This window comes from Streptomyces sp. YGL11-2 (assembly GCF_050054615.1).
GTDB lineage: Bacteria > Actinomycetota > Actinomycetes > Streptomycetales > Streptomycetaceae > Streptomyces.
This window is the reverse complement of sequence record NZ_JBNHIN010000001.1, coordinates 35,040-51,561: the sequence shown is the minus strand read 5'-3', so window position 1 is coordinate 51,561 and position 16,522 is coordinate 35,040. Positions and strand designations below refer to the sequence as shown.

The following is a 16,522-nucleotide window of genomic DNA, read 5'->3' as shown; positions in this document are numbered from 1 at the left end:
ACAGTCTTGCACCGGGGTCTGACAACGCCGGGAAAACAACTTGCACCGGCCCGTTAGACTGCCTGCATGGCAGTTCTCCTCTGGGTTCATTAGACGGCGTAGACCGCTCTCGGACCGTCCGTCCAACCCGCCGTCTTCCTGCCCTGGAGTTTTTCCGTGATCACCGCTTCCGGCCTTGAGCTGCGTGCCGGCGCCCGAATCCTCATCGAGTCCGCCTCCTTCCGCGTCGCCAAGGGCGACCGCATCGGTCTGGTCGGCCGCAACGGCGCCGGCAAGACCACCCTCACCAAGGTCCTCGCCGGCGAGGGCATCCCGGCCGGCGGCTCGGTCACCCGCTCCGGCGAGGTCGGCTATCTGCCCCAGGACCCGCGCACCGGCGACCTGGACGTGCTCGCCCGCGACCGGATCCTCTCCGCCCGCGGACTGGACGCCGTCCTCCGCAAGATGCGGGAGAACGAGGACCGGATGGCGAACGGCAAGGGCGCCACCCGCGAGAAGGCGATGAAGAAGTACGAGCGCCTGGAGACCGAGTTCCTCACCAAGGGCGGTTACGCCGCCGAGGCCGAGGCCGCCACCATCGCCGCCAGCCTCGGGCTGCCCGACCGCATCCTGGGCCAGCCGCTGCACACCCTCTCCGGCGGTCAGCGGCGCCGCGTCGAACTGGCCCGGATCCTCTTCTCGGACTCCGACGTCCTGCTCCTCGACGAGCCGACCAACCACCTCGACGCGGACTCCATCGCCTGGCTGCGCGACTACCTGAAGACCTACCGCGGCGGCTTCATCGTCATCTCGCACGACGTCGACCTGGTCGAGACCGTCGTGAACAAGGTGTTCTACCTCGACGCCAACCGCTCGCAGATCGACGTCTACAACATGGGCTGGAAGCTCTACCAGCAGCAGCGCGAGGCCGACGAGAAGCGCCGCAAGCGCGAGCGCGCCAACGCCGAGAAGAAGGCCGCGGCGCTCAACTCCCAGGCCGACAAGATGCGGGCCAAGGCCACCAAGACCGTCGCCGCGCAGAACATGGCCAAGCGCGCCGACAAGCTGCTCGCCGGCCTGGAGGCGGTGCGCGCCTCCGACAAGGTCGCCAAGCTGCGCTTCCCGGACCCGGCGCCGTGCGGAAAGACCCCGCTGACCGCCGAGGGCCTGTCCAAGTCGTACGGCTCCCTGGAGATCTTCACCGACGTCGACCTGGCCATCGACAAGGGCTCCCGGGTCGTCATCCTGGGCCTCAACGGCGCCGGCAAGACGACCCTGCTGCGGCTGCTGGCGGGCGTCGAGACGCCGGACACCGGCGAGGTGCGCCCCGGCCACGGTCTCAAGCTCGGCTACTACGCCCAGGAGCACGAGACCCTGGACCCGGACCGCACGGTCCTGGAGAACATGCGCTCCGCCGCCCCGGACATGGACCTGGTCGACATCCGCAAGACGCTGGGCTCGTTCCTCTTCTCCGGGGACGACGTCGACAAGCCCGCCGGGGTCCTCTCCGGTGGCGAGAAGACCCGCCTCGCCCTGGCCACGCTGGTGGTCTCCTCCGCCAACGTGCTGCTGCTCGACGAGCCCACCAACAACCTCGACCCGGCCAGCCGCGAGGAGATCCTCGGCGCGCTGCACACCTTCACGGGCGCGGTGGTCCTGGTGACGCACGACGAGGGCGCGGTCGACGCGCTCACACCGGAGCGGATCATCCTGCTGCCCGACGGCGTCGAGGACCTGTGGGGCCAGGACTACGCGGACCTGGTCGCGCTGGCCTGACCCGGACCGTGCCGGTCCCGGCGGATGGATCATGCCGGCTGGATCATTCGGCTCAGCCCTGATCCATCATCTGAGTGAGAACGGCTCGTACCCCGGCGAGCCTGCGGCACCCTCCCGTGCTCCCGGAGCCCGGCCGTCACCTTTTCCGCCGCATGCCGTCTGACCTGCCCGTTCTCGCGGACGGCCGGGCCGGGACGTCCCGAGGGGCGCGCGGAACGGGGAATTCCGGGCGCCCCGGGCGCGCGTCGGACGGCAAAGGATGTCTCACAGACCTTGCGGAATGGGTGGCCAGGAAGCCGGGGAGGGGTGATCATGAGAGTCCAGAGCGCACTTCCCACGAGGAGGCACGGGTGGCCGAGACTCTGAAGAAGGGCAGCCGGGTAACCGGCGCCGCGCGCGAGAAGCTCGCGGCAGACCTGAAGAAAAAGTACGACTCCGGAGCGAGCATCCGGGCGCTGGCCGAGGAAACCGGCCGCTCCTACGGATTCGTGCACCGGATGCTCAGCGAATCCGGTGTGATCCTCCGCGGTCGCGGCGGAGCCACGAGGGGCAAGAAGGCCGCCTCGGTCTGACGGCCGCGACTCCGGGTGCAGGCGGTGCCCCCCGGCCGTCCGAGCAGTCGGCCGGGAGGTTACCGTTCAGTCACTTACGCACGCAGGTGCGGTTGGCTGACTCGGAGGCGCCCTCATGACTCTGCTCGACAAGCACGGTGTCCGACTGGCGGTGGACGATGCGATCGCCACGGTGACCCTTGTCAACGCGGCCAAGCGCAACGCACAGTCGCCCGCCATGTGGCGGGCGCTGGCCGAGGCGGGCTCGCTGCTGCCGGGAAACGTGCGGATCGTGGTGCTGCGTGGCGAGGGCAAGTCCTTCTCCGCGGGCCTGGACCGACAGGCGTTCACGCCCGAGGGCTTCGACGGCGAGCCGTCGTTCCTCGACCTGGCGCGCGGTACGGACGGCGAACTGGACGCCACCATCGCCGAATACCAGGAGGCGTTCACCTGGTGGCGGCGCAACGACCTGGTGTCCATCGCCGCCGTCCAGGGGCACGCCATCGGTGCGGGCTTCCAGCTCGCGCTCGCCTGCGATCTGCGGGTCGTGGCGCAGGACGTCCAGTTCGCCATGCGCGAGACCAGCTTGGGGCTCGTACCGGATCTGACCGGCACCCACCCGCTGGTCGGGCTGGTCGGCTACGCCCGCGCGCTGGAGATCTGCGCCACCGGGCGCTTCGTGTACGCCGAAGAGGCCGAGCGGATCGGCCTCGCCAACCTCGTCGTCGCCGGTGACGCACTCGACGCCGCGGTGGCCGACCTGGCTGCCGCGCTCACCGCCGCGCCCCGGGACGCCGTCATCGAGACCAAGGCCCTCCTGGCCGGCGCCGCGGGCCGCACGTACGAGGAGCAGCGCCGCGCCGAACGGGCCGCCCAGGCCCGCCGGCTGCGGGACCTGGCGGGCGTCGGGGAGTAGAGGGGACCAGGGCCCTTCCGACCCCGACCCATCGGACAGACCCTGGATCGGACGCATGCGTCCCGCGTCTGTCAGCCGCCGTGCGCGGCGGCGTCCCGGGGTGGGCCCGTACCGCGTGTGGCGGCCGGGTGCGGCACTCCGCTGCCGCGTCCCCGGAGCGGGCCCGGGGAACCGCACCTACTGTGGGGAGCGGAGCGGGTGGCCCGCTCCCCCTCGGGCGGCTCGGAAGGGACGCACCGCGATGACCGAGAGCCAGCACCGCGCAGCCGCGGGGAAACCGCCGGTGAAGCGGGGTGGCGGCGACCCCGGGTCGCGGGGCCGCACCACCATCGCCGACGGTGTCGTGGAGAAGATCGCCGGTCTGGCGGCCCGTGATGTCCTGGGCGTCCACGCGATGGGCAGCGGTCTGGCCCGTACGTTCGGTGCGGTCCGCGACCGGGTACCCGGCGGCAGTCGGTCGGCCCCCGCGACGCGCGGGGTGAAGGCCGAGGTCGGTGAGGTGCAGACCGCGCTGGACCTGGAGATCGTGGTCGACTACGGCGTCGCCATCGCGGACGTGGCGCGGGCGGTACGGGAGAACGTCATCGCCGCCGTGGAGCGGATGACCGGTCTGGAGGTCGTCGAGGTCAACATCGCGGTGAGCGATGTGCAGCTGCCCGAAGAGGAGGACGAGGCGGCCGAGGCGGCCGAGGCGGCCGAGGCGGACGGGGCGGACGGGGCCGGCGCACCCGAGCCGCGGCTCCGGTGACCTCGCCCGGCCGCAGCGGTAGCGAAGGAGCGCACGATGAGCATGGCCGTGGTCGGTCTGGTGGCCGGGATGGCGCTGGGCTTCGCCGGATACTTCGGGGGGTTCGGCGCGTTCGTCCTGGTGGCGGCGCTGGGCGCCGTCGGGTTCATGGCCGGCAGACTCTTCGAAGGGGACCTGGCGGCCGGGGATTTCTTCCGCACCCCCCGCACCGGGGACCGCGACGGCCGGCGGCGGTGAGGCCGGGTGGCGGCGGTGTCCGCGCCGGCCGGTGCCGCCGGCGTACCGGCGGGTGAGCGGGGCGCGACGGTGATCGCCGACCGGGTGGTGGCGAAGATCGCCGCACGGGCGGCCCGCGAGGCGCTGCGCGCCGCGTGCCCCGGCGACCCCACCGACGCGCACGCGACGGTGACCGTGCGGCGTCGCGATGTCCGGCCGCCCTTCGGCGAGGCCCGGCTGCACCTCGCCGTGGAGCTCGGCTATCCCGTCGACATCGGTGCGCACGCCCGGCTGGTGCGCCTTCATGTCACCGAGCGCGTACGGGAGTTGGCGGGCATGGCGGTGTCCGAGGTGGCGGTGCGGGTCGAGCGGCTGCACTCCCCGCTGCTCGCGGACCGGGAGCGGGAGCGGGTGCGATGAGCGGGGCCGGCGACGCGCGGCCGGGCGCCCGGCGGATGCCCGCACCCGGTGAACGGCCCGGTGCCGCGGGCGGGTTGACCGGGTCGGCAGGGACGGCGCGGCCCGCCCCGGGCGGCGCGCACCCGGACACCGGCCCGGCCGTCGGCGGGCGCGCCGGCCGCTTCTGGTCGGCCCGCCGGGTGCCGTCGGCGCTGGTCGCCCTGGTGCTGCTGGCCGCCGCGGGCCTGCTGCTGTACGACGTGGCCGCGGTGCGCGCCCACCGCCCCGCGGCGGCCTGGCGCCGCGGGCTGGCGGACGAACTGGCCACCCGCCGTCTGGACGACCCCTGGGTGCAGGCCGGTGCGGCAGCCGCGGCGCTGCTCGGGATCTGGCTGATCGTGCTGGCCGTCACCCCCGGCCTGCGGGCGGTGCTGCCGATGCGGCGCACCGCGCCCGGGGTCCGGGCCGGGCTCGACCGGCCGGCCGCCGCGCTGGTGCTGCGCGACCGGGCCATGGAGGTCGCCGGGGTGCAGTCCGTGCGGATGACGGTCGGCCGCCGCCGGGTGTACGCCCGGGCCGTCGCGCACTTCCGGGAACTGGGCGCGGTCCGCCGCGATCTGGACAGCGCGCTCGGCGACGGGCTGCGGCACCTGGGCCTGACGCACCGGCCGGCGCTCACCGTCTACGTCCGGCGCCCGAGGAAGGGGTGACCGCGTCGTGCCCCGGGCCCGCGCGACGGTCAACCGGCTGCTGCTCGGCCTGACCGGCGCCGCGCTGCTGGCGGCCGGCGGTCTGGTGCTGCTGGACGGCCTCGACCTGCCCGCGCGGCTGCACCTCGGCCTGCCCGGCGGATGGCCCTGGGCCCGCCCCGGCGCGGTCCTCCTCTCCGCCCGCGACCGCACCCGCTGGACGGACCGCGGCTGGTGGTGGCCGGCCGTCATCGCCGCCCTGGTGATCCTGGTCCTGCTGTTCCTGTGGTGGCTGCTGGCCCAGCTCCGGCGGTACCGGCTCGGCGAGGTCCTGGTCGACAGCGGCGACGGCGAGGGCGCGCTGGTCCGCGGCCGGGCCCTGGAGACGGTCCTGACGGCCGAGGCGGAGTCCCTGGACGGTGTCGAGCGGGCCGCCGTCCTGCTGACCGGCCGCCGCACGGAGCCGCAGCTGCGCGCTCTCCTGGCCCTCGCCCCGCACGCCGATCCCGGCACCGTGGTGCTGCGGCTGTCCGACGAGGCGCTGGCCCACGCGCGGACCTCGGCGGGCCTGGCCCGGCTGCCCACCGAGGTCCGGCTGCGGGCGGTGCGGCACCGGCCGGAGCGGGTGAGCTAGAGCTCGTGAGGCGGGTCATCGTCGGGCCCGCGGCGCTCCCTTGGCCACTGTCGGGCGGTGCCCCCATGGCGCGTTGCCCCACCGCCCGCGCGGCTCCGCGGCCGCGCCGCTCCCGTGCCGTGCGCTCCGCCTCGCCTCTCCGGACGGTCACCGGAGGCCGAGCCGCACCGCGTCCGGCGCCGCGGCCCGTCCGGCCCCGACCCGTCGGCAGGCCCCGGGCCCGTCCGCGGCGCCCTGCTCAGAAGCCGTGGCGCGCGCCCCCGTCCACCGGGACCATCACCCCGGTGATGTACGAGGCGGCCGGCGACAGCAGGAACGCGGCGGCGCGGCCGAACTCCTCGGGGCGGCCGTAACGGCCCAGGGGGATGGTGGCGGAGTTGCGGGCGCGGGTGCCCTCGGGGTCGCCGGAGAGGGAGTCGAGCTGGGTCATGCGGTCGGTGGCGATCCGCCCGGGGAGGACGCCGAGCACCCGGATGCCGCGCGGGCCCAGCTCGTCGGCGAGGGACTTGGCGAAGCCGGCGAGGCCGGGGCGCAGGCCGTTGGAGATGGTGAGCCCGGGGATCGGCTCGTGGACGGAGCCGGAGAGGACGAAGCCGATGACGCCGCCCTCGTCGAGCACCGCGGCGGCCTCGCGGGCGAGCCGTACCGCGCCGAGGAAGACCGATTCGAAGGCCGTCCGCCACTGTTCGTCGGTGTTGTCGGCGGTCGTTCCGGGGGCCGGGCCGCCCACACTGATGAGCACGCCGTCCAGCCGGCCGAAGCGCTCGCGGGCGGCCGACACCAGGCGGGCGGCGGATTCCGGGTCGGCGTTGTCGGCGGCGACGCCGAGCGCCCGGTCGCCCAGGGCGGCGGCGGCCTTGGCGGCGCTCTCCTCGGTGCGTCCGGTGACGACGACGTGGGCGCCGTCGGCGACCAGCGCGCGGGCGGTGGCGAAGCCGAGGCCGCGGGTCGCTCCGGTGACGAGATATGTCCGGTCGGTGAGTCCAAGATCCATGGCCCTAGTCTGCACCCGGCGCGCCGAGCAGCCCGAACGCGGTGCCCACCAGGCCGATATGGCTGAACGCCTGGGGAAAGTTGCCCAGTTGGCGCCCGGCGACCGGGTCGTACTCCTCGGAGAGCAGCCCCACGTCGTTGCGCAGCGCCAGCAGCCGTTCGAACAGCTGCCGGGCCTCCTTGTGGCGGCCGGTCAGCTGGAGCGCGTCGGCGAGCCAGAACGAGCAGACCACGAACGTCCCCTCGCCGCCCGGCAGCCCGTCGACGGAGCCGTCCGTGGTGCTGTAACGGCGTACCAGACCGCCGGTCGTCAGCTCGCGGCGCACCGTGTCGACGGTGGAGCGCACCCGGGGGTCGTCGCCCGGGAGGAAGCCGACGCGGGGGATCAGCAGCGTCGCGGCGTCCAGTTCCGCCGAGCCGTAGTGCTGGGTGAAGGCGCCGCGCTCGGCGTCGTAGCCCCGTTCGCAGACCTCCCGGTGCACCTCGTCGCGCATCGCCCGCCAGCGGTCGACGTCCCCGCCGAGTTTCGGGTCGGCCTCGATCGCCCGCACGGCGCGGTCGGCCGCGACCCAGGCCATGACCTTGGAGTACACGAAGTGCCGGCGCGGGCCGCGGATCTCCCAGATCCCCTCGTCGGGGTCGCGCCAGGTGGACGCCAGGTAGTCGACCAGCGCCCGCTGGATGCTCCAGGCGTGCGCCTCGGCCGGCAGCCCCGCCATCCGGGCCACGTGGAACGAGTCGATCACCTCGCCGTAGACGTCGAGCTGCCGCTGCTCGACGGCGGCGTTGCCGATCCGCACCGGACGCGAGTCGGCGTACCCGGACAGCCACGGCACCTCGGCCTCCGGCAGCCGCCGTTCCCCGCCCAGCCCGTACATGATCTGGAGGTCGGCGGGGGCGCCGGCCACCGCGCGCAGCAGCCAGTCCCGCCAGGCGCCCGCCTCGTCCAGATACCCGGCGGAAATCAGGGAGTTCAGGGTCAGGCTGGCGTCGCGCAGCCAGCAGAAGCGGTAGTCCCAGTTGCGTACCCCGCCCGGCTCTTCGGGGAGCGAGGTGGTGGGGGCCGCGACGATGCCGCCGGTGGGCGCGTAGGTGAGCGCCTTGAGGGTGATCAGGGAGCGGATCACGGCGGCGCGGTACGGACCGGTGTAGCGGCAGCGCGCGGACCAGTCGCCCCAGTCCTCCAGGGTGTCCTCCAGCGCCTGGAAGGGGTCGATCAGGTTCGGGCGGGGCTCGTGCGAGGGGTGCCAGGTGAGGACGAACGCGGCGCGCTCGCCCGCCGCGACGGTGAAATCCGAGCAGGTGCTGAAATCCTTGCCGTAGGTCCGGCCGCCCGCCGGGGTGCGCAGCCACACGGAGTCCGGCCCGGCGATCGCGACCCGGGAGCCCTCGGCGGCGCGCATCCAGGGCACCACCCGCCCGTAGTCGAACCGCAGCCGCAGCACCCCGCGCATCGCGACGCTGCCGTGCAGCCCCTCGACGATCCGCACGACGTCGGGCATCCGGTCGCGCTGCGGCATGAAGTCGGTGACCCGGACGCTGCCGGTGGGGGTCTCCCAGACGGTGTCGAGGAGGAGCGAGTCACCGCGGTACGAGCGCCGCGCGCGGGCCTCGGGGGAATGCGGGGCGAGCCGCCAGTGGCCGTTGTCCGTGCCGCCGAGGAGCGCGGCGAAGCAGGCGGGGGAGTCGAAGCGGGGCAGGCACAGCCAGTCGATGGAGCCGTCGCGGCCGACGAGCGCGGCGGTCTGGAGATCGCCGATGAGCGCGTAGTCCTCGATGCGTGGGTGCACTCCGCGCCCCCTTCCCGCCCGGCGGGAGCGCTACTCGGGGGTGGCGGCCGTCCGGGCTACGGGTTCTGCCGGGGCCGGCGGCGCAGCGTCGCCGGCCGCCTCAGTCTCTCCGGATCCGGCGGATCGCGCAGACCGCCCGGGGTCCGCCGGCGCCGCCCCGTCGCCGGCCGCCGCCGCACCCTCCGCGGCGCCCTGCGCCGCCTTGGCCGCGGCTTCCCGCCGGTCGCGGCGCTCCCGGCGCACCAGGACGATCCAGCCGACCGGTACCGCCGCCGCGAACAGCCACCACTGGATCGCGTACGCCATGTGCGGGCCGATGGAGTCATGGTCCGGTTCGGGCACCAGCTCGGGGCTGTTCCCCGGCGACCTGGGCGCGGTCTGCTCGATGTAGCCGCCGAGCAGGGGGCGGCCCACCCGCTGTGCCTGCTGCCTGCTGTTGATCAGCATGACCTGGCGGGGCGGCAGGCCCTTGGTGTCCTTGATGCCGCTGAAGGCAGTGGTCTCGTCGGCCATCAACCGGCCGGTGACGGTGACCGTGCCCTTCGGCGCGGCCGGGACGTCGGGGAACTTGGTGAGGTCGTTGCCCGCCGAGATCCAGCCGCGGTTGACCAGGACGGCGTCGCCGTTGCCGAGGACCAGCGGGGTCAGGACGTAGTAGCCGATGGTCTGCTCGTCGGCGGCGGTGCGCTGGCGCACGACGACCTCGTGCGCGGTGTCGTAGCTGCCGGTGGCGGTGACCCGGCGCCACATGTCGCCGTGCGGCAGGTCCCGGCCGACGGCGGCCAGGCCGGTGACCGGCACTGGCGTGGCGGCCAGGTTGTCGGCGATCTGGGTGTTCTGCGCCACCTTGTGCTGATGGCGATGGAACTGCCAGAAGCCCAGTTTGATCATGACCGGGATCAGGACGAGGCCCACGAGGGTGAGGATCACCCACTGCCGGGTCAACAGGAAGCGGTACACGGCTGCGACGGTACCTCGCGGACCTCGGGACACCGGGGCCGGGGGTCCCCCACCGCGGCGGGGGCGAGGGGCCGCCGGGCCCCGGTCAGACCCGGTCGACGATGCCCACCCGTCCCGCCGAGCGGGCGCAGTGCGCACCGCAGTACCACTGCCCCTCGGCCTCCACGCCCTGCCCGATGATCTGCACCCGGCAGTGCTCGCAGATCGGCGCCATGCGGTGGATCGCGCAGGAGAAGCAGTCGAAGACGTGCACCGCGCCCTGCGCGTGCACCTCGAACGTCATGCCGTAGTCGTTTCCGCAGACCTCACAACGTGCCATGCGCCACAGCGTGCGGTGGGGGCCCGCACGGGGCGAGGTGCCGGCGGGTGTGTTGGCCGGGCTTCACCCGGACGCAGGCGCCCCTCCCGCCGGCTCGACGTCCTGGAGCAGCTGCATGAAGGCCGCCTCGTCGACGACGGCCGTGCCGTACGCGGCGGCCTTGGCGGTCTTGGAGGTCCGGGCTTCCGGGTCGTTGGTCACCAGCAGGCTGGTCAGCCGGGACACGCTCGTCGCCACGTGCAGCCCGGCCTCGATGGCGCGGTCCTCCAGCAGTTCGCGGTCCACGGACGTGTCGCCGGAGAACGCGACCCGCATGCCCTGGACGAGCCGGCCGCCCGGCTCGTAGTGCCCCGGGTTGGGATACGGGCAGGCCGGCCGCTTGCGGGAGGGGCGCCAGGAGGTGGGACGGTACGCGGACCCGGCGGCCCGCTGCCGGGGCGCGGGGGAGTCCGACCACTCCGTGAGCGGCTGGCAGGTCAGCAGCGGGAGCCGCAGATTCTGCCGGGCGGCCCGGCGCAGGCTGGGGCGGAACGCCTCGGCCAGCACCCGGGCGTCGTCCAGGGCGTGGTGGGCGCGTTCCTGCACGACGCCGTAATGGGCGGCGAGGGACTCCAGTTTGTGGTTGGGCAGCGGCAGGCCCAGCTCCTTGGAGAGGGCGATGGTGCACAGCCGCTGGCGCACCGGGGCGGTCGCCGCGGCGCGGGCGTACTCCCGGGCGATCATCGACCAGTCGAACATGGCGTTGTGCGCGACCAGCACCCGGTCGGCGAGGCGGCGGGACAGCTCGGGGACGACGTCCGGGAACAGCGGCGCGCCGTCCAGCACCTCGCTCGTCAGACCGTGGATCCAGACCGGGCCGGGGTCGCGCTGCGGGTTGACGAGGGTGTACCAGGAGTCCTGGAACGCGCCCTGTGCGTCGAGTTGGTACACGGCGGCGGAGATGATGCGGTCGTCGCGGGCCAGGCCGGTGGTCTCCACGTCGACCACCGCGTACCCCTGGGGATACCCGGACGGCCAGTCGGCCGGCGGCGTCTGCGGGCCCGGCTGCTGCCCGATCTTCGGCGCGATCGGGGGAGCTGCTGCCATGCGGTCTTCGAGCATGGTCACTGAGGATACGGGCCGCCACTGACAGCCACCGAACCGCCGTGCGGCGCCCACCGGCCACGCGCGGCCGGGGAACGCCGCTACGCCGGGCCGAGCAGCGACGCCACCAGCGCCTCCAGGGACACCCGGAAGAGATGTCCGGCGTCGGCCGGCGCGGCCAGCGCGCGGGCCAGCGCCGGATCGTGCCCGGCGGTGGGGGAGTCCCACAGTTCGCCCTCGCTCGGGTGCTGCGCGGGCGACCGCTCGCGGTTGCGCTCGACCAGGACGAAGCCCACGACCTGGAACTGGACGGCGCGTACCGCCTCGGCGGCCCGCTCGCCGCGCAGCCCGGCGGCGTGCATCTCATGGACCAGCGCCTGCTGCGCGGGCAGGAACATCCGCTCCGTCAGGCCGCGTTCGTGCACCATCGCGATCAGCTGGGGGCGCTCGCGCAGCGCGGTGTGCAGCGCGCGGGCGACCGAGACGACGCGCGCCTGGGGAGTGCTCCCGGTCGGCCGGATCTCGCCCATCTCCTGCACGGTGCGCTCCACCAGGGCGTCCAGCAGGGACTCGCGGTTGCCGACGTGCCAGTAGATGGAGGTGACGGCGGTGCCCAGTTCCGCGGCGAGCCGGCGCATCGTCAGGGCCTCGGGACCGTGTGCCCGGATCAGCCGGGCGGCGGTCCGAAGGACTTCCTCACCGGTCAGCGCGGTACGTGTCATAGCCCCCCACTATCTCCCAACTCCGGCTGCTGCACGGCTCTTTACCCTTCATCGGGCACGGTGTAACTGTGTTACAGGAGCCTCGAACGACCCCCGCGAGTCCCGGATGACGAAGGGTGGTACGACATGGCACGCATACGCTACGGAGCGCGCACCGAGGCGGAGATCGCCGCGACCCGCGCCGCCGGCACCAAGCTCCCCGACATCTGGTCCACCGGAGTGGTGGCCCTCTGGGAGACCGACCCGGACGCGGTCGCGGCGGTGCTGCCGCCCCCGCTCAAGCCCACCGCCCGCCCACTGGTCCGGGCCACCATCAGCACCGTCGACCTGCCCGGCTATCCGCTGGGCGCCGGCTCGGTCGCCGTCGCGGCCGTCCACAACGGCACCGAGGGTTGGTATCCGCTGGTCATGCCGATGACCCACGAACGGGCCCTGACCGGCGGCCGTGAGGTCTTCGGCGAACCCAAGAAGCTCGGCGAGGTCACCGTGGAGCGCGACGGCCTGGTCGTCCGCGCCGCCCTGGCCCGGCACGGCATCGCCTTCGTCGAGGTGCGCGGCGCGGTCGGCGGCACGCTGCCCCTCCCCGAGCCGGAGTACCGGACCGACTTCTACTTCAAGTTCCTGCCGGCCGTGGACGGTTCGGGATTTGACGCCGACCCCGTACTGGTGCACTGCCGACGCCACGAGAAGGTCCGCAGGCTGGAGCGCGTCACCGGCGACGTGGTCCTGCGGGAGTCGATGTACGACCCGGTCGCCGACCTGCCGGTGCACACCCTCGTCGGGATCACCCTCGGCGAGAAGACCACCGACCAGAGCGGCACCGTCGCCGAACGGGTCGACGGCCGGGCCCTGTTGCCGTACATCCACCAGCGCTACGACGACCCGATGCAGACCCTCGACGGGCCGCCGGAAGGCAGCGTCCGGTGAAGGGCGGTGCCTGATGGAGCTGCGGACCGGACAGGTGGCGGTGGTCACCGGCGCCGCGAGCGGGATCGGCCGGGCCATGGCGCGCCGCTTCGCCGCCGAGGGCCTCAAGGTCGTCCTCGCCGACGTCGAGGAGGCGCCGCTGCGCGCCACCGCCGACGAGCTGAGCGCGGACGGCGCCGAACTCCTGGCGCGCACCGCGGACGTCGGTGTGCGGGAGGACGTCGAGGAGCTGGCCGCCGCCGCGTACGAGACCTTCGGCGCCGTCCATGTGCTGTGCAACAACGCGGGGGTGGGCTCCGGCGCCGAGGGCCGGATGTGGCAGCACGACCCCGCCGACTGGCAGTGGGCGTTCGCGGTGAACGTCTGGGGCGTCTTCCACGGCGTCCAGTGCTTCCTGCCGCGGATGCTGGCGTCCGGCGAACCCGGCCACGTCGTCAACACCTCCTCCACGGACGGCGGTGTCGCCCCGCTGCCCACCGCCTCCGTCTACGCCGTCACCAAGGCGGCCGTGGTGACGCTCACCGAGTCGCTGTACGCGCACCTGAAGGCCGAGGGTGCCCCCATCGGCGCCTCGGTGCTCTTCCCCGGGCCGCACATGCTCCGCACCGGGCTGTGGGAGTCGCACCGCAACCGGCCCGCGCGCTACGCCAAGTCCCGCCCGCGCAGGACGCCTTACCGCAGCCTCGCGGAGTGGGAGGCGGCCATGGAGGAGGCCGGGCAGGAGGTGTCGTTCACGCCGGTCGAGGACGTCGCCGAGCAGGTCGTGGACGGCGTCCGGGCCGGCCGCTTCTGGATGCTGCCGGCCGCCGAGCACACCGACGCGCAGATCCGGGCGCGGGCGCGGTCGATGCTCGACCGCGCCGACCCGTCGTATCTCGAACGCTTCGTCCTCGACCGACGCGACTGACGCGAACGACGCGACTGACATGAACAACACGAACAACACGAACAACACGAACGGCAGAACCGACAGAACCGACGCGAGTGACATGCGTGTCGCGACCGACGCGAGTGACGTGATCGACGCGAGTGACATGCGTGGCGCGACCGACTCGACCGACGAGTGAGGGAACGGCATGACCGACCTGACCCACGACACCGACCCGCACCCGCACCCACACCACCAGGACCCGTACCTGGTCATCTCCTCCGACTGCCACGCCGGGCTGCCCACCGAGGAGTACCGCCCCTATCTGGACCCCCGCTTCCACCGCCCCTTCGACGAGTTCCTGGCCGGCCGGGACGCCCGGCGCGCCGCGATGACCCGGCTCGGCGTCCGCAACGAGACCTTCGCCGCCAAGTGGTTCGAGGACAACGAGGAAGGGCTGCGCGGCGGTTGGGACCCGGCGCGGCGGGCCAAGGAACTGGACGGCGACGGGGTCGCGGCCGAGGTCGTTTTCCCGGACGCCGACGCCGTGGACAGCTCGACCGCCGCCCCCTTCGGCGTCGGCCTCGGCCTCTCCGGCGACCAGGACCCGGAGCTCGGCATGGCCGGCGCCCGGGCCCACAACCGCTGGCTCGCGGAGTTCTGCGCCACCGACCCGGAACGGCACTGCGGCGTCGCCCTGCTGCCCGTCACCGGCGACATCGACGCGGCGGTCGACGAGATCCACCGGGCCCGGAACGCCGGCCTCGGCGCGCTGATGATCCCCGCCATGTGGGGCGGCAACGCCCCGTACCACGACCGGCGTTACGACCCGGTGTGGGCCGCCGCGGCCGAGACCGGGATGCCGGTCCTCACCCACTCCGGCGCCGCGCCGCGCGAGGAATACGGCGACCACCTGGGCATCTTCGTCAGCGAGGTCACCTGGTGGCCGGCCCGCCCGCTGTGGTTCCTGCTCTGGTCGGGCGTCTTCGAACGCCATCCCGGGCTCCGCTTCGGCATCGCCGAGTCGGGCTGCTGGTGGCTGCCGAACCTCCTGTGGTTCATGGACCGGCTCTACCTGGGCGCGCACGGCGGCAAGAAGCTCTCCCCCTTCGCCGAACTGAAGCGCCCGCCGCACGAGTACCTGGACCGCAACGTCTTCGTCTGCGCCACCAACACCAAGCGCCGCGAACTGGCCCAGCGTTACGAGATCGGCGTCGACAACATCCTCTGGGGCAGTGACTACCCGCACCCCGAAGGCACCTGGCCGCGGACCCGGGAGTGGCTGGCCAACACCTTCCACGACATCCCGGTAGCCGAGACCCGACGGATGCTCGGCGAGTCCGCCGCCGACGTCTTCGGCTTCGACCGTGCCGCGCTCGCCACCCTGGCGCGGCGGATCGGCCCCACCCCGGCGGACCTGGGCCAGCCCGCCGACCAGGGACCGGTGGCGGCGTCCTGGCAGCGCGCCCGCGAGACCGGCCGCCACTGGCTGACCGGCCACGACTTCCCGTACACAGGAGTGACCTCATGACGGAAGCACCCCCCGACGGTGACCGCACCTCGGCATCCCCCACCGCCCACAGCGACCCCCTCACGGCACCCGGCGCCCGCTACACCGTCATCTCCGCCGACTGCCACGCGGGCGCCGACCTCCTCGACTACCGGCCGTACCTCCCGTCCCGGTACCACGAGGAGTTCGACGCCTGGGCCGCCACGTACGTCAACCCGCACGAGGACCTGCTCGCCGACACCGCCGACCGCAACTGGAACTCCGCCCGGCGGCTGGCCGACCTGGAGGCCGACGGCATCGTCGGCGAGGTCGTCTTCCCCAACACCATCCCGCCGTTCTTCCCCAGCGCCTCCCTGATGGCGCCGGCGCCCACCGGCGAGGAACTCGCGCTGCGCTGGGCCGGCCTGCGCGCCCACAACCGCTGGCTCGCGGACTTCTGCGCACAGGCCCCCGGGCGCCGGGCGGGCGTCGCCCAGATCCTCCTCAACGATGTCGACGAGGCGGTGCGGGAGGTCCGCCGAGCCAGGGAGGCCGGCCTCACCGGCGGCATCCTGCTGCCCGGCACGCCACCCGGCTCCGGCCTTCCCGAACTCCACTCCCCGGTCTACGACCCCCTCTGGGCCGTCTGCGCGGAACTCGGCGTCCCGGTCAACCACCACGGCGGCTCGGCCTCCCCGCCCCTGGGCGACGAGCCCGCCGCCCGCGCGGTCTTCATGGTGGAGACCACCTGGTTCTCCCACCGCGCCCTGTGGCACCTCGTCTTCGGCGGTGCCTTCCGGCGCCACCCGGACCTCACCCTCGTCCTCACGGAGCAGGGCTCCGGCTGGATCCCGGGTGTCCTGGACATGCTGGACTACTACCATGGCCGGCTGGTCGCCTCCGCGGCCCGCGCCACCACCGCGGAGTCCCGGTTCGGGGCGGGGCTGGCCGACGCGATGGGCGCGAGCCCCGGTGAGGTCTGGCAGGCCAACTGCTACGTGGGCGCCAGCTTCATGCGCCCCCACGAAGTCCCGCTGCGCGACCGCATCGGCCTGGACAAGATCATGTGGGGCAGCGACTTCCCCCACGACGAAGGCACCCACCCGTACTCCCGGCAGGCCCTGCGCGCCGCCTACGCCGGTCTGCCGCCCGCCGAGGTCGCCGCCATGACCGGCGCCAACGCGGCCCGGGTCTACGGTTTCGACCTCGCCGCCCTGGCCCCCGTGGCGGCCCGTGTCGGACCCACCGTCGAGGAGATCGCCGAACCCCTGAAGGAGCCGCCGGCCGACGCGACCAGCCCGGCCTTCGCGGAGGGGGCCGCACTGCGGGTGTGGTGAACGCACCCGCCGCCCAGCGGGGGCTACCGGCGGTACGCCCCCGCCGAGAAGCTGACAGCGCGTCTTACATACTTCTCGGTAACAACCCCTAGCGGTGGCCCCGTCACCGCACTTATGGTGCGGGGC

The 16,522-nt window shown here is 73.7% G+C and carries 19 protein-coding genes; 13 read left to right on the top strand and 6 right to left on the bottom strand.

Annotated features, from left to right (window positions below):
* The first annotated feature begins 156 nt into the window (after positions 1 to 156).
* The 8 genes from abc-f (at position 157) to amaP (ending at position 5,908) form a co-directional block, all read left to right on the top strand.
* Positions 157 to 1,755, top strand: a complete 1,599-nt coding sequence (gene abc-f / locus ACO1BR_RS00275) for a ribosomal protection-like ABC-F family protein (RefSeq protein WP_426792971.1) — start codon at positions 157 to 159, stop codon at positions 1,753 to 1,755.
* Between the two features lie 350 nt (positions 1,756 to 2,105).
* Positions 2,106 to 2,327, top strand: a complete 222-nt coding sequence (locus tag ACO1BR_RS00270; protein ID WP_004955677.1) for a helix-turn-helix domain-containing protein — start codon at positions 2,106 to 2,108, stop codon at positions 2,325 to 2,327.
* 115 nt (positions 2,328 to 2,442) lie between these two features.
* Positions 2,443 to 3,222, top strand: a complete 780-nt coding sequence (locus ACO1BR_RS00265) for an enoyl-CoA hydratase/isomerase family protein (protein ID WP_426792970.1) — start codon at positions 2,443 to 2,445, stop codon at positions 3,220 to 3,222.
* Positions 3,223 to 3,463: 241 nt separating this feature from the next.
* A complete protein-coding gene (locus ACO1BR_RS00260) occupies positions 3,464 to 3,970 on the top strand; it encodes an Asp23/Gls24 family envelope stress response protein (protein ID WP_426792969.1) in 507 nt (168 codons plus the stop codon).
* 36 nt (positions 3,971 to 4,006) lie between these two features.
* Complete coding sequence (locus tag ACO1BR_RS00255) at positions 4,007 to 4,207, top strand: hypothetical protein (protein WP_426792968.1); 201 nt, start codon at positions 4,007 to 4,009, stop codon at positions 4,205 to 4,207.
* A 6-nt stretch (positions 4,208 to 4,213) separates the two neighbouring features.
* Positions 4,214 to 4,606: a hypothetical protein gene (locus ACO1BR_RS00250; protein WP_426792967.1), complete on the top strand. Its 393-nt coding sequence runs from the start codon at positions 4,214 to 4,216 to the stop codon at positions 4,604 to 4,606.
* Entirely contained in the window at positions 4,603 to 5,295 is a 693-nt protein-coding gene (locus ACO1BR_RS00245) for a DUF6286 domain-containing protein (protein WP_426792966.1), read from the top strand. Before ACO1BR_RS00250 ends, ACO1BR_RS00245 begins: the two co-directional genes overlap by 4 nt.
* A gap of 7 nt (positions 5,296 to 5,302) precedes the next feature.
* On the top strand, positions 5,303 to 5,908 hold the full coding sequence (gene amaP, locus ACO1BR_RS00240) for an alkaline shock response membrane anchor protein AmaP (RefSeq protein ID WP_426792965.1): 606 nt from the start codon (positions 5,303 to 5,305) through the stop codon (positions 5,906 to 5,908).
* 238 nt (positions 5,909 to 6,146) lie between these two features.
* On the opposite strand, the gene ACO1BR_RS00235 is transcribed toward amaP, so the two are convergent.
* From ACO1BR_RS00235 to ACO1BR_RS00210, 6 genes are all read right to left on the bottom strand, one after another.
* The gene (locus ACO1BR_RS00235; protein ID WP_426792964.1) at positions 6,147 to 6,902 is read right to left on the bottom strand and encodes an SDR family oxidoreductase; all 756 of its coding nucleotides are present in this window, start codon (positions 6,900 to 6,902) and stop codon (positions 6,147 to 6,149) included.
* 4 nt (positions 6,903 to 6,906) lie between these two features.
* Positions 6,907 to 8,691, bottom strand: a complete 1,785-nt coding sequence (locus ACO1BR_RS00230) for a glycoside hydrolase family 15 protein (protein WP_426792963.1) — start codon at positions 8,689 to 8,691, stop codon at positions 6,907 to 6,909.
* Positions 8,692 to 8,721: 30 nt separating this feature from the next.
* Positions 8,722 to 9,651 carry an SURF1 family protein gene (locus tag ACO1BR_RS00225; protein ID WP_426792962.1) on the bottom strand — a complete coding sequence of 310 codons (930 nt, stop codon included), beginning with the start codon at positions 9,649 to 9,651 and terminating at the stop codon, positions 8,722 to 8,724.
* An 85-nt stretch (positions 9,652 to 9,736) separates the two neighbouring features.
* Complete coding sequence (locus ACO1BR_RS00220; protein ID WP_159504504.1) at positions 9,737 to 9,970, bottom strand: hypothetical protein; 234 nt, start codon at positions 9,968 to 9,970, stop codon at positions 9,737 to 9,739.
* Positions 9,971 to 10,033: 63 nt separating this feature from the next.
* Positions 10,034 to 11,071 carry a DEDDh family exonuclease gene (locus ACO1BR_RS00215; protein WP_426792961.1) on the bottom strand — a complete coding sequence of 346 codons (1,038 nt, stop codon included), beginning with the start codon at positions 11,069 to 11,071 and terminating at the stop codon, positions 10,034 to 10,036.
* An 83-nt stretch (positions 11,072 to 11,154) separates the two neighbouring features.
* The gene (locus ACO1BR_RS00210; protein ID WP_426792960.1) at positions 11,155 to 11,775 is read right to left on the bottom strand and encodes a TetR/AcrR family transcriptional regulator; all 621 of its coding nucleotides are present in this window, start codon (positions 11,773 to 11,775) and stop codon (positions 11,155 to 11,157) included.
* 126 nt (positions 11,776 to 11,901) lie between these two features.
* Here ACO1BR_RS00210 and ACO1BR_RS00205 point away from each other — a divergent pair, with 126 nt between their 5' ends.
* Genes ACO1BR_RS00205 through ACO1BR_RS00185 form a run of 5 tightly spaced genes read left to right on the top strand, consistent with a single transcriptional unit; the run spans position 11,902 to position 16,396 of the window.
* Complete coding sequence (locus ACO1BR_RS00205) at positions 11,902 to 12,702, top strand: acetoacetate decarboxylase family protein (protein WP_426792959.1); 801 nt, start codon at positions 11,902 to 11,904, stop codon at positions 12,700 to 12,702.
* Positions 12,703 to 12,715: 13 nt separating this feature from the next.
* Positions 12,716 to 13,609, top strand: a complete 894-nt coding sequence (locus ACO1BR_RS00200; RefSeq protein ID WP_426792958.1) for an SDR family NAD(P)-dependent oxidoreductase — start codon at positions 12,716 to 12,718, stop codon at positions 13,607 to 13,609.
* 19 nt (positions 13,610 to 13,628) lie between these two features.
* Entirely contained in the window at positions 13,629 to 13,769 is a 141-nt protein-coding gene (locus tag ACO1BR_RS00195) for a hypothetical protein (RefSeq protein WP_426792957.1), read from the top strand.
* A gap of 9 nt (positions 13,770 to 13,778) precedes the next feature.
* Positions 13,779 to 15,101, top strand: coding sequence for an amidohydrolase family protein (locus tag ACO1BR_RS00190; RefSeq protein WP_426792956.1), 1,323 nt, complete (start codon positions 13,779 to 13,781; stop codon positions 15,099 to 15,101).
* Positions 15,098 to 16,396, top strand: a complete 1,299-nt coding sequence (locus ACO1BR_RS00185) for an amidohydrolase family protein (protein WP_426792955.1) — start codon at positions 15,098 to 15,100, stop codon at positions 16,394 to 16,396. Before ACO1BR_RS00190 ends, ACO1BR_RS00185 begins: the two co-directional genes overlap by 4 nt.
* The last annotated feature ends 126 nt before the right edge of the window (positions 16,397 to 16,522 follow it).

Coding starts and splice junctions, on each gene's coding strand:
- ACO1BR_RS00235 (WP_426792964.1), bottom strand. CDS start 6,902: ATGGATCTTGGACTCACCGACCGGACATATCTCGTCACCGGAGCGACC.
- ACO1BR_RS00255 (WP_426792968.1), top strand. CDS start 4,007: ATGAGCATGGCCGTGGTCGGTCTGGTGGCCGGGATGGCGCTGGGCTTC.
- ACO1BR_RS00190 (WP_426792956.1), top strand. CDS start 13,779: ATGACCGACCTGACCCACGACACCGACCCGCACCCGCACCCACACCAC.
- ACO1BR_RS00245 (WP_426792966.1), top strand. CDS start 4,603: ATGAGCGGGGCCGGCGACGCGCGGCCGGGCGCCCGGCGGATGCCCGCA.
- ACO1BR_RS00195 (WP_426792957.1), top strand. CDS start 13,629: ATGAACAACACGAACAACACGAACAACACGAACGGCAGAACCGACAGA.
- ACO1BR_RS00185 (WP_426792955.1), top strand. CDS start 15,098: ATGACGGAAGCACCCCCCGACGGTGACCGCACCTCGGCATCCCCCACC.
- ACO1BR_RS00200 (WP_426792958.1), top strand. CDS start 12,716: ATGGAGCTGCGGACCGGACAGGTGGCGGTGGTCACCGGCGCCGCGAGC.
- ACO1BR_RS00260 (WP_426792969.1), top strand. CDS start 3,464: ATGACCGAGAGCCAGCACCGCGCAGCCGCGGGGAAACCGCCGGTGAAG.
- ACO1BR_RS00210 (WP_426792960.1), bottom strand. CDS start 11,775: ATGACACGTACCGCGCTGACCGGTGAGGAAGTCCTTCGGACCGCCGCC.
- ACO1BR_RS00220 (WP_159504504.1), bottom strand. CDS start 9,970: ATGGCACGTTGTGAGGTCTGCGGAAACGACTACGGCATGACGTTCGAG.
- ACO1BR_RS00205 (WP_426792959.1), top strand. CDS start 11,902: ATGGCACGCATACGCTACGGAGCGCGCACCGAGGCGGAGATCGCCGCG.
- ACO1BR_RS00215 (WP_426792961.1), bottom strand. CDS start 11,071: ATGCTCGAAGACCGCATGGCAGCAGCTCCCCCGATCGCGCCGAAGATC.
- ACO1BR_RS00265 (WP_426792970.1), top strand. CDS start 2,443: ATGACTCTGCTCGACAAGCACGGTGTCCGACTGGCGGTGGACGATGCG.